General features: G+C 45.6%; 11 protein-coding genes. 1 reads left to right on the forward strand and 10 read right to left on the reverse strand.

Translation table 11 applies throughout. The annotated features are described in order from the left end of the window. Positions 1-33: 33 nt before the first annotated feature. The 4 genes from MKY01_RS25040 to MKY01_RS25055 all read right to left on the reverse strand — a co-directional run bounded on the left by MKY01_RS25040 (position 34) and on the right by MKY01_RS25055 (position 3,702). Positions 34-540: a type 1 glutamine amidotransferase domain-containing protein gene (locus tag MKY01_RS25040; RefSeq protein WP_036616900.1), complete on the reverse strand. Its 507-nt coding sequence runs from the start codon at positions 538-540 to the stop codon at positions 34-36. A gap of 266 nt (positions 541-806) precedes the next feature. Continuing rightward, complete coding sequence (locus tag MKY01_RS25045) at positions 807-974, reverse strand: hypothetical protein (protein WP_017686784.1); 168 nt, start codon at positions 972-974, stop codon at positions 807-809. A 76-nt stretch (positions 975-1,050) separates the two neighbouring features. Then, the gene (gene dtd, locus MKY01_RS25050; RefSeq protein WP_127551050.1) at positions 1,051-1,512 is read right to left on the reverse strand and encodes a D-aminoacyl-tRNA deacylase; all 462 of its coding nucleotides are present in this window, start codon (positions 1,510-1,512) and stop codon (positions 1,051-1,053) included. A 12-nt stretch (positions 1,513-1,524) separates the two neighbouring features. Further along, on the reverse strand, positions 1,525-3,702 hold the full coding sequence (locus MKY01_RS25055) for a bifunctional (p)ppGpp synthetase/guanosine-3',5'-bis(diphosphate) 3'-pyrophosphohydrolase (protein WP_036616894.1): 2,178 nt from the start codon (positions 3,700-3,702) through the stop codon (positions 1,525-1,527). Between the two features lie 373 nt (positions 3,703-4,075). On the opposite strand from MKY01_RS25055, the gene uraA reads away from it, so the two are divergent. Further along, on the forward strand, positions 4,076-5,392 hold the full coding sequence (gene uraA / locus MKY01_RS25060) for a uracil permease (protein WP_339284035.1): 1,317 nt from the start codon (positions 4,076-4,078) through the stop codon (positions 5,390-5,392). A gap of 152 nt (positions 5,393-5,544) precedes the next feature. On the opposite strand, the gene MKY01_RS25065 is transcribed toward uraA, so the two are convergent. The 6 genes from MKY01_RS25065 to MKY01_RS25090 form a co-directional block, all read right to left on the reverse strand. Next, positions 5,545-6,057 (reverse strand): adenine phosphoribosyltransferase, encoded by a 513-nt coding sequence (locus tag MKY01_RS25065; protein ID WP_017686780.1) that lies wholly within the window; start codon positions 6,055-6,057, stop codon positions 5,545-5,547. Positions 6,058-6,094: 37 nt separating this feature from the next. Further along, entirely contained in the window at positions 6,095-8,503 is a 2,409-nt protein-coding gene (gene recJ / locus MKY01_RS25070) for a single-stranded-DNA-specific exonuclease RecJ (RefSeq protein WP_036616889.1), read from the reverse strand. A 40-nt stretch (positions 8,504-8,543) separates the two neighbouring features. Further along, complete coding sequence (locus MKY01_RS25075) at positions 8,544-9,503, reverse strand: cation diffusion facilitator family transporter (protein WP_339284036.1); 960 nt, start codon at positions 9,501-9,503, stop codon at positions 8,544-8,546. Between the two features lie 73 nt (positions 9,504-9,576). Next, positions 9,577-10,485: a protein translocase subunit SecF gene (gene secF, locus MKY01_RS25080; RefSeq protein WP_127551044.1), complete on the reverse strand. Its 909-nt coding sequence runs from the start codon at positions 10,483-10,485 to the stop codon at positions 9,577-9,579. After that, positions 10,475-11,725: a protein translocase subunit SecD gene (gene secD / locus MKY01_RS25085; protein ID WP_076252966.1), complete on the reverse strand. Its 1,251-nt coding sequence runs from the start codon at positions 11,723-11,725 to the stop codon at positions 10,475-10,477. The genes secF and secD overlap by 11 nt, the downstream gene beginning before the upstream one ends. Before the next feature lie 91 nt (positions 11,726-11,816). Continuing rightward, positions 11,817-12,056 carry a post-transcriptional regulator gene (locus MKY01_RS25090; protein ID WP_036617497.1) on the reverse strand — a complete coding sequence of 80 codons (240 nt, stop codon included), beginning with the start codon at positions 12,054-12,056 and terminating at the stop codon, positions 11,817-11,819. Between the last annotated feature and the right edge of the window lie 217 nt (positions 12,057-12,273).

The raw sequence follows: 12,273 nt of genomic DNA on the forward strand, positions 1-12,273 counted from the left end.
TACATCAATATATCTCAGTTGCACTAGCTGAAGTTATATAACTTTTAGCAGTTCACGTACAAACGCTGGCTCATCTTCAGGTGTTCGGGATGTAATATAGTTTCCATCCACAACGGCCTCATGATCCTTGAACTCTGCTCCTGCGTTTACCATATCATCCTTAAGTGGTGGATAGGATGTAATGGTACGGCCTTTCAACAGACCGGCACTAGCCAAAATTTGCGGACCATGACAGATCGCAGCAATTGGTTTCTTCGCACTGTTGATCTCGGTGACAAACTTCAAGATATGCGCATCACTTCGCAAATTCTCAGGGGATGATCCACCAGGAATAACGACTGCATCATAATCTGAAGCGGATGCATCACCAATCGCCTTATCTGTGGTATAGGAGGCCTTTCCTCCTTTACCTTTAAGGGTCTCACCGGCTTTTAATCCGATAATCTCCACTTCATGTCCAGCTTTTTTTACTTCGTCATACGGGACCTGCATCTCCGAATCTTCAAAGTCATTCGCCAATAAAAAAGCAACTTTACTCATAACGTATGTTCTCCTTTCCGTGTTCGAACTTTCTTTATAAAATCGGGTCTTGCAGTACATTGGCACTTCGTTGTGGCTCGTTTTGTTATTACCCTCACCAGAGCAATTTATAACAATTCAATGTAATTTCATTTTGTAACGAAGTCGTCAAACGAATAGTTAAAAAGTTCTACTCACGACAAAAAGTCCTGATTCGGGAAGAAATCAGGACTTTTTCAGAATCTGTATAATCCAAATATCGGATGTTTATATACCTGTTTAAACATTCAAGATCGCGGAAGATGACTCTGCTTCCCTTTGTCCGAATCCTGAAGTGCCCAGATCGTTGCAACATACTCAGCAGCCGAACGGGCAAGGTGCAATGATTCATACAAGTTGCCAGGGAGTAACAAAGGTTCTGAACGGGTACGTGTTTCTTTCGCAGATTGGCGCATAATTGGATGGATACTCCTTTGATCATGAAATGGTCATCAACGAATTATCCCTTATTATGGCCTGAACCCCATGGAATTATGCACGTGGTTCCTGACGAACCGGACTTTCAAGCATCAAAGTCACGGGTCCCCAGTTGGTAAATGTTACATCCATCATCGCTCCGAAACGCCCGGTTTCAACCTGGATACCTTTATCCCGTAGCAGTTGATTAAACGTTTCATATAACAGTTCTGCCGCTTCAGGTCGGGCCGCAGCCGCAAAGCTCGGACGCTTTCCTTTGCGACAATCTCCGTACAGGGTGAACTGGGAAACAGACAATACAGCACCGCCTACATCAAGCAGACTGAGATTCATCTTCTCCTGATCATCCTCAAATATCCGCAACCCACTAACTTTGTCAGCCAGATACTGGGCATCCTTCTCGGTGTCCTCATGGGTAATGCCCACGAGTAGCATTAATCCGGATTCGATCTTACCTGTCAGCTCGTCTCCCACAGTCACCTGAGCCTCTTTACAACGTTGTACAAGCACCCTCATCTTACAGGCTCCTTACTGCATAATCCGATGCACTGAATAGACATCTTTCACACGTTTGATCCGTTCTACAACGGATTGCAGATGATCCGTATTACGAATCAGAATTGTGACGTGCACCAATGCTAATTTATTTTTATCTGTCCGTCCTGTAACGGCAGATATATTGGTTTTACTTTCAGATACAGCCTGAAGTACCTCGTTGAGCAAGCCATTCCGATCATGGCCTGTAATCTCAATATCCACACTGTAACTTGCTTCGATATTCTCTTCCCACTCGACCTCAATAACACGTGCTGCTTCTTCACCGTCTGCACTTGTCGGGATATTCGGACAGTCACTACGGTGTACGGAAACGCCGCGTCCACGTGTAACGTATCCGATAATGTCATCTCCAGGTACAGGATTACAGCATCGTGCGAATCGAACAAGCAGATTATCGATGCCTTTGACACGAATACCGTTGGTTGGTCGATTTCTGCGCTCAGGCGCAGGTTTAAGCTCGCGCATCTCGGAATTTAATTCCAGCAAACTGGACTCTTCCTGCTCTTTACGCAGTTTTTCGGTTGCTTTGGTTACAATCTGTGCAGCAGTAATCCCACCGAATCCAACAGCCGCAAGCATGTCATCAATATCGTTAAAGGCATATTTTTTGGCAGCTTCCATCAACTTGTCATCCGTCATCCACGCAGAAGGATCAAGCCCCATGCGCTTCAGTTCACGCTCACAGCTCTCCCGACCTTTTTCAACGTTTTCTTCACGGCGTTCCTTCTTGAACCATTGCTTGATCTTCGCTCGTGCATGAGAAGATTTCGCAATTTTCATCCAGTCCTGGCTCGGTCCGTAAGAATGTTTGGACGTCAAAATTTCGATGATATCACCTGTCTTCAGATGATAATCGAGCGGAACAATCCGACCGTTTACTTTGGCACCAATGGTCCGATTACCCACCTCCGTATGGATTCGATAAGCAAAATCCAAAGGAACAGAGCCGATTGGCAATTCGATGACTTCTCCTTTTGGTGTAAATACAAATACCAGATCCGAGAAGAAATCCATTTTGAGTGACTCTACGAATTCTGATGCATCCTGTGCTTCGTTTTGAAGTTCAAGAATTTCACGGAAGAACGTAATCTTGTCTTCAAAATGATTTCCGTTCGCAGCGCCTTCTTTGTAGGCCCAGTGGGCAGCAATACCAAATTCAGCAGTCCGGTGCATATCCCATGTCCGGATCTGTACTTCTGTTGGTTCGCCATTGGGACCAACTACCGTTGTATGCAACGATTGATACATATTCGCCTTCGGCATCGCAATGTAGTCTTTGAAGCGTCCAGGCATCGGTTTCCATAGCGTGTGTATAATTCCCAAGGTAGCATAACAATCCTTGATATTATCCACAATAATACGAATGGCAAGCAGATCATAAATTTCGTTAAACTGCTTGTTTTTGGTAGTCATTTTCTTGAACACGCTGTAGATATGTTTCGGGCGGCCCGAAAGGTCTGCCTGAATTCCCATCTCATCGAGCTTGTTCGTAATTCCATCCATAACCGTATCAATATATTGCTCACGTTCCGCACGTTTTTTGTGCATCAGGTTCGCAATTCGGTAATACTGCTGCGGATTCAAATAACGGAGGGCGATGTCCTCCATTTCCCATTTGATTGCAGAGATACCCAAACGGTTTGCAATCGGACAGAAAATTTCCAGGGTCTCATATGAAATCCGGCGCTGGCTTTCTTCCGACTGAAACTTGAGTGTCCGCATATTATGCAGACGGTCAGCCAATTTAATCACGATGACACGGATGTCCTGCGCCATGGCGATGAACATTTTGCGGTAGTTCTCGTTCTGCTGTTCTTCCTTGGAGCGAAACTGAATACGTTCCAGCTTCGTCAAGCCGTCAACAAGCATGGCACACGTATTGCCGAAATGATTGCGGATCTCTTCAAGTGAGACCGTAGTATCCTCTACTACATCATGAAGAAGCGCTGCTATTATGGAGATGGTGTCCATCTGCATGTTCACAACAATGTCGGCAACCGCAAGCGGATGCAGAATATACGGTTCTCCCGATTTTCGCGTCTGTCCATGGTGGGCCTGATCAGCAAATTCGTAAGCTTCTCGTATGCGCACCAGATCGGGTTCTTTGATATATGCCCCGGCCTTCTCGAGTAATTGCTCTATGCCCATTCTGATCTGTTCCGTGTCCTTTCTATACCAAATGGAACCCGTGACAGTGCTGCAACACAGGTTCCCCGTAAAAGTAATTTCCTATAATTATGACGCTTCGCCCGTTTCCCGTCAACTGCTGACGAATAAGAGCGCTTATCCAATTTTTATATTGGTGATCTGAATTACTTCTATCTCGTTTCCCTATGACTCACAGGGGATTGGATGTATTTCTTATTTCTTATGTATTATTGCCGTTATTTGCTGAAATAGAAGGAAAATTCATGAAAATATTAATTCTATCGCTCTGTTACGTCAAAAATGTTATTGATTAATTAAGAGAAACTCTGTAATCTATTGAAAGTTTGTGTTTCGGAAAAGGAGATGAAATTCATTGCAACGCGAAATTCAGGTTAATCAAAAGATGCCACTTGGCTCAGGTTCACTGCTTAGCCTTCAGCATTTGTTCGCCATGTTTGGTAGCACGGTGCTTGTACCAAACCTGTTTGGTGTTGATCCAAGTATGATCCTGCTGATGAACGGGATTGGAACACTGTTGTACATACTGATGTGTAAAGGAAAGATCCCTGCATATCTCGGGTCCAGTTTTGCCTTTATTGCTCCTGTCACTTCAGTATTGAAAACACATCCAGAGAACGGCTACTCCATGGCACTTGGAGCTTTTATCATAACAGGACTTGTGTTCTGCCTCGTGGCTCTTATCATTAAATATGCTGGAACAGGATGGATCAACGTTGTATTCCCACCAGCGGTTATGGGTGCCATCGTTGCTCTGATCGGACTGGAGCTTGTACCCGTGGCTGCCGGTATGGCAGGTCTGATTAATCCCGATATCCTTAAATATCCCAACTGGGCACCTCAAGCCAAACCCATTATTTTATCCATGGCCACGCTTGGTATCACTGTCATTGGAGCCGTAACGTTCCGTGGATTCCCCAAAATCATTCATATTCTAATCGGTATTGTAGTCGGTTATATCCTTGGCTATTCTATGGGTCTGGTTGATAAACAGGCTATTGGAAATGCTGATTTCATCTCACTACCAACCGTAACAACGCCTACATTTGACTGGTCCGTTATATTCACCATTTTACCTGTAGCGCTTGTGGTTATCGTTGAACATATTGGACATTTGCTTGTAACGAGCAGCATTGTAGGCAAAGATCTTTCGAAAGACCCTGGGCTTCATCGTTCCCTGCTTGGTAATGGGGTCTCCACCATTCTGTCCGGGTTTGTAGGATCTACTCCCAATACAACCTATGGTGAGAACATCGGTGTAATGGCCCTGACTCGCGTATACTCCACATATGTCATTGGTGGCGCAGCAGTCATTGCAATCGTACTTTCCTTCTCAGGAACATTCTCGGCGCTTGTAGCCAATATTCCTGTGCCTGTTATGGGTGGCGTATCCCTACTTCTGTTCGGGGTTATTGCAGCATCTGGTCTGCGTATTCTGGTTGAACAGAAAGTCGATTTTGCCAAACCGACCAATCTGCTGCTTACTACACTTGTATTGGTCATCGGACTGAGTGGTACAGAAGTTACCTTCTACGGCGTTCATCTGAAAGGGATGGCATTGGCAACCATCGTCGGAATTCTGATGAGCTTGTTGTTCAAACTGTTTGAAGTGCTAGGTTGGTTGAATGACGATTCACGTAAACAGCCTATCACTGAAAAAACGCCCGATTAACTTCCATCGTATACACATCAAAAAGCCTGTTCTCCCTAACCTTACGGTTGGAAGAACAGGCTTTTTGATAATCATTAATGCTGTATATTATTTCCCGGGAAACGGAAAAACAATTCATGTTTCATCACAGCGGTACATGTGGAGATTTCAGCTTAATAATTCATCAATGTGAATACATCGATTTCTGGCAATTTAGCACGACCATTCAGATCAGACAGCTCAATCAGGAAGGCAGCTCCGACAACTTTCCCACCCAATTGTTCAATCAAGTTGATGGAAGTTGCAATCGTTCCACCCGTTGCGAGCAGATCATCTGCGATCAGGACATTTTGACCTTTTTCAATCGCATCTGTGTGCATCGCGAGTGTATCCTTGCCATACTCGAGATCATAACCAACTTCAATCGTCTCTCCAGGCAGTTTTCCACTTTTGCGAATCGGAGCAAAACCGACACCAAGAGCGTATGCCAGAGGGGCGCCCACAACGAAACCACGTGCTTCAGGTCCAGCAATAACGTCAATTTTGAGATCAGAAACCATCACTTTCAGTTCATTGATCGCATTGCGGTACATTTCTCCATCCTTCAACAATGTTGTAATGTCCTTAAAGCTGATTCCCGGTTGTGGAAAGTCAGGAATGACACGAATATAATCTTTAAAATCCAAAATAATCTCCTCCTAAAATAAATACACAAACTTCCATCTAAGATACGCCCTTCATCCGGGATATCATCCATTGTGTCAGTTGCGGTGTGGCTGCATCCAGCATCACCTGTTCTATTTCGGCCATATTTTCGAGCGCCTGATAGTGACGTGAAGCGGTTAGTTCACGCTTAGGCGGGTTATCCACAAACGCAATTTTGCCGTTATCACGGGTAATGAAGGATAACTCTTCGAATACATCCAACATCATCGTAATCATGCGCGGCGAACAACCACACTGACGACTGAGCACAGGAGTAATCTCTTGTTCCTCCACGGGTTCAGCTTTCCATTTCAACACCTGCATATAAATACGCTTAAAGAGTTCTCTGGAAGGCATCTGAAGGCGATCTCGGCGGTTGCCTGATCCGTGCAGAAGGATGATATTCTCAGCTCCACTGAACAAAGCCAGCATGGCATTAAGTTGTTCCGGGGTTTCCGGCGTATCAAACACAAATAACGTCCGGACTTGTTCCTGTCCATAATGCTGTGCAGCAGCATTACACGGAAATAACCCGACCTTTCTATCATATACCCAAAGGCAAGGTTCATACAATGAATTTCCCTCGGAAACATCTGTTTCTTTACGAACAATAGCACCAACAGAACCAGATTTATATCGCAGATGCACCTCAAGTGAGCTCAAGAAATGTTTCATCGCATTTAATGGCTCGGCATTACCGCGCAAATCAAACACTTGGACCTGAGGAACATGAATGTCCTGAAGCATCAATTGAGGTTTTCTCATCCCATTCCATTCATTGATGGACAGTTCTCCCATCACATCAATAACGGAACCTGGGAGAAGAAACTCTGCTAACGCTCCCTTACCAAAAGCGACGGTTTCCAGTTGCTGACCATCCTGTTCCAGAACCAGTTTCAGATGGCGTTTCTCTCGTCCCATCGTTCTGGTTTCCTTCACAGTCACACTTCTCAATACAAACCGTGGCGAAGGATTGCTCATCCCAAAAGGCTGCAATCTGTCGATCTCCTGGATCACTTTCAGCGGAACATCACTGATTCTGCATTCATCATCCGCAAGACGTTGAGGTACAAAGTCCTCTTCAGTTAATACAGATGCAGCAAACTCATTCAAACCAGCCTCAAGTTCTTCCAACTGTTCCCGATGCAAGGTCATACCTGCTGCAGCAGGGTGTCCCCCGTAATGGTCCATAGTGTGTTTATTGACTGTGAGTGCCTGATAGATATCCAAGCCCTCAATGGAGCGCGCAGAGCCCTTGCAGACACCGCTCTCTGGATCGATCCCAAGGATAAGTGTAGGTCGGTAATAACGCTCCAGCAATTTGGAAGCCACAATACCAACCACTCCAACGTTCCAGCCCTCACCAGCCAATACGATTACATCTGGAACGGATCCTGAACGAAGCTGTATCTTTTGTTCCAACTGTGCAGTTGCTTCTTGTAATATGCCCTCTACGACTTGCTGCCGCTCCCGATTCAATAGATCAAGCTGGCCCGCAAGCGTATGAGCTTCATCCAGATTCTCGGTGGTGAGAAGCGATACCGCTCTCCCGGCATGATCCAAACGTCCACTGGCATTAATACGAGGGGCCATGGCAAAGGCAATATTAATTGAAGTCACCTGACTCTGATCCACCCCACTGATTTCCAGCAATGCACTTACACCGGGAAGACGTGAACCACGCATCGATTCTATTCCATAACTAACGATAACCCGGTTCTCCCCTTCCAAAGGCATCAGATCGGCAACGGTGCCGATGGCGGCAATCTCCATCCATTCACCGGGCACTTCCCCGATTAATGCCTGAGCGAGCTTCAAGGCTACTCCCGCTCCTGCCAAACCTTTAAAAGGATACGGGCATCCTGGAAGTTTCGGATTAATAAGTGTAAAGGCTTCGGGCAAAATTTCAGGCGGCTCGTGGTGATCTGTCACAATGACTTCGATGCCCAGCGTGGCCGCATAGGCAATCTGTTCAACAGCACTGATTCCGGTGTCCACGGTAATAATCAATGAAACGCCTTGTTGATGCGCCCAATCCAATGCATGGTTGTGCAATCCATACCCTTCATTCGAGCGATGAGGGATATATATATCGTACGAAGCCCCAAGATGACGCATCAAATGGATCATGAGCGATGTGCTGGATACGCCATCAGCGTCATAATCCCCGTAGATCAAAATATGTTCTTCCCGCTCCAATGCCAGCTTGATACGTGGCACAGCTTCATTCATGCCGAGGAGCAGATAGGGATCATGCATCTGATTAAGGTCAGGATGCAAAAAACGTTCGGCCTCCTTTTCATTGTGCACTCCTCGACTCACAAGCAAACGTCCAACAAGGGGTGAAACGGAAAGCGCCTGCGAGAGTCCCGCAGCCGCCTCCAAATCGATATTCGGTGTATTCCACCGGTATTGCGAATAAAGCAATGATAACGCTCCTTTCCTGATCTACTGGACCCACGCTTCACTACTGAATTAATGTCGCTTCGTGATCGGGCAGTTCATGATTGGATTTATAGGGATAACCTGGATCATAAGGTATCGCTTGAATCTGTACTTCTTTCACATGACTGAAACGGGTGAGCAGTAATGTCTTGGCACGATTTGCAATCTCCTGTGCTTCCAGTATCGAGATCCTCGGATTCACACTAATGACCAGCTCAATCGTAACGTCATGTTCCTGTTCACGTGCAACCAAATGCTCAATGGTAATGATGCCATATACCCGCTGTACGGTCTCTTTGAAATCTGACGCTTCTTCCTGCTCCAGTTCCTGAACGAGTGAACCATAGACTGTGTCCACAATCATTCGGTAACCCTTGTGAAGCACAAAACAGGAAGCAATCAACGCAGCCGTGGGGTCCAGGTAGAGCAGCATGCTCAAACCCGTCTCTTCACCAGCCATCGATCCTATAATGCCGATTAACACGGTGAGCGAGCAATAGAGTGCACGGCGATGTTGTTGTGCATAGGCCAGCGCCTGAGACTGGTTTCGTTTACGGAAATATCTGTACTGAAATTGAAAAATCGCTTCTTTCACAGCCAGAGCCGCAACAGCCACCAAAAGTACCGACTTGCCGGGTGCTTCCGGTTCACTTCCGGAGAGACTACCCAATCCGGAGATCGCAAGCTGTAATCCACCCATGAGAATCAGCACAGATAACAATACTGAGATTCCGGGTCTAGCAACACTTGAATGTTCTTTATACCGTCCCCTGCGAGCCTTGCTCTTATCGCGTACAGACTTGGAGGGAAAGAGACCAGCCAGGGCAGAACCAGCTTCAGAAGCAGAATACAAGCCGTCAGCGAGCAATGATTTGCTGTTTGCCATATAACCGACTCCCGCTTTAATCACCGCAAGTCCCATATTACCGGCAATACCGCTCCATGTGGCAGCCTGAACAGATGGGATATGTTCTCTGGTCATGAATATTCCCCCTTAATTCTGTACATAAAGTTGCAAAACCGCGCCTGGCAGACGCGGCTTCACAATAAGATGTTTAGTTAGATTCTTTAGCTACTGTTTTTGGCTTATCCACTTGTTTACCTTTGAGCATCAGCCATAGTGGAGCGGCGATATAGATTGAAGAATATGCACCAAACAGTGTTCCGATAACCATCGCAAGCGAGAACATGCGAATGGATTCTCCACCAAATATGAACAAACAGATTGAAGCTGCAAACACGGTGAATGTTGTATTCAGGGAACGTGTCATCGTTTGAGCCAAACTGCGATTGACTACCTCACGCAAGTCGGCTTTGGTTGTCTTTTTGGCAAAACGCAGATTCTCACGAATCCGGTCAAAGATAACAATCGTATCGTTGATCGAGAACCCGACAATAGTCAATACTGCAGTAATAAAGGTCAAATCGACTTCCAAACGGAAGATGGAGAACACACTTATTACAACAAATGCATCATGGAAGAGTGCGATAACCGCAGCCAAACCAAAGCGCCACTCAAACCGGATCGCAACATAGATCATGATCCCGATACTTGCAATGAGTACCGCGTAGATCGCGTTGCGCTCCAATTCTTTGGCCATCTCTGGATCAACGGTATTTACTTCATAGGAAGCCGATGCATCCAGTTTGCTAAATTCCTGTTTAAATTTGCTCTCTTGGGTCTCATCCAGTTCATTGGAGAAACGAACATTTACACGGTCAGCCCCCGGTGTAATGGTAACATCACCCTCATCAACACCGATGTCCTTAACGATAGGTTTAATCTGCTCCGCTGTGATTGCTTTGGATACCGAAATATCCACATTCGATCCAGCACGGAAATCAACCGCATAATTCAAACCCAAAGCCAGAATGCTGATAATCCCCGTAATCGTAAGAATAATCGAGAAGATATAGGCAATCTTACTACCTTTAACATAATCAAAATTCCAATTAAAGCGCACGAATTTCACTCTCCTTCACTCCGAAGTACTTAGGCTTCTTCAACACGTTAGCCCGTACGAGCAGGGTCAACAGGAAGCGGGAGAAGAAAATATTCGTGATGATACTGGTGACAATATCAAAGATCAGCACGAGTGCAAAACCTTTAACCGCACCTGTACCCAGGAAGAACATAACAGCGGCCGCAATAATGGTAGTGACATTGGAGTCAATGATTGTACGGAAGGAATGTTTGCTCCCCGCTTTAACCGATGACAAAATCGACTTACCACTTCGCATCTCTTCTTTAATCCGTTCGTACGTGATGATATTGGCATCGACCGCCATCCCTATACCCAGGATAAACGCCGCAATACCTGGAAGGGTAAGTACAAATTCTCCCATATAGAAGATCGCAAGTACCAGCCACGTATGTGTAATCAAGGCAAAACTCGCAATAATACCAGGAATGCGATAAAGCCCAATCATGAACACAAGAATAATAACGGAACCAATCAATCCTGCTTTAATGGTCTGATCCAGAGAAAGCTTACCAAGTGTTGCACCAACACTTTGTGAATACTTCTCTGTAAGTTTCAGTGGCAATGCACCCAGGTTAATGGTGTCACGAAGCTGGTTTGCTTCGTCACGTGTGTAAGCACCCGAAATCTGAGCGGAACCATCTGTCAACTGTTGTCTAACGGTTGGAGCAGAGAGTAGCTCATCGTCCAAATAAATCGCAAGAGGTTGTCCGATCAAACGTTTGGTAATCTCGGAAAATTTAGCTTTGTCTTTCACTTGAATGTCAATCATCGGCTCATTCAATTGAGTGAACACAACTTTGGCTGCATTCTCAACAAATTCATTTCCGCGAAGCTCAATTTTGGTGTATTCGCCTTCCTTGTCGTTCTCAGCTTTACTACGGAAGGTCAAAACAGCCGGTTCTTTCATTTTGGCTCTAACTTCAGCCTCATCCGTTACCCCTGCCAACTTCAATCGAATCCGGTTGCTTCCTTCAGTGGTTACCTCCGGTTCGCTTGTTCCGAGCGCATTGGCGCGGCTTTCAAGACTTTTGGCCGTTTGCACCAAAGATGCTTTGGTGACTTGTTGACCTGCTTCGAGCGGCTCTGCTTCATATAAGATCTCGTAGCCTCCCTTTAAATCAAGGCCCAAGCGTATATTTTTGAGCAGTTCCGGGCTTGTTCCCACCATTACCCCTGTGGTGACAAGCACGACCAGAATGAAACTGATAATTCTTTTCATGCCGTTCCTAGATCCCCTTTCGTTCTCAATATTCCTATTATAGCGATGCCGTAAAAAGCAGTCAATTTTCAACAAAAAAGATCCCTTTCGTCTAGAAAGAGGACCCCCGGTATGCAGACACGGTCATAAAGTTCATAAAGCTTGTTGCTTTCAGTGACAAAATGTCGTTCACCAGCTGGTGAAGCGGTGGAATGCCCTGTTTTTCATATTTATGACTGACGCAATTCCAGACATCTTTGCTGGTGACATATTCGTAACCGACAAGCCTTAATTCCTCCGCTTTGCTACGGCAGAGCATCTCTATTGACTGTTCCAACTCCACATCATTCATTTCTTCCAACGGGGAGCCTCCCTTCGTACATCCAAGCCTTTATGCGGCATCAATATTACATGATTCGACTTCGCCTGATCATATTCCTTCTTGCTGAATATGGTTCTTTTTGTTAATCGTGTCCAAGTTGTCATGAGAAGATAAAGGACTAGCATAGGATGAAGAACAACGGCTTTGTCCCGTTTATGTTGATAGCCTGTACTTTCAACCGGGAAAG

This window comes from Paenibacillus sp. FSL R5-0486 (genome assembly GCF_037975155.1).
Lineage (GTDB): Bacteria > Bacillota > Bacilli > Paenibacillales > Paenibacillaceae > Paenibacillus > Paenibacillus amylolyticus.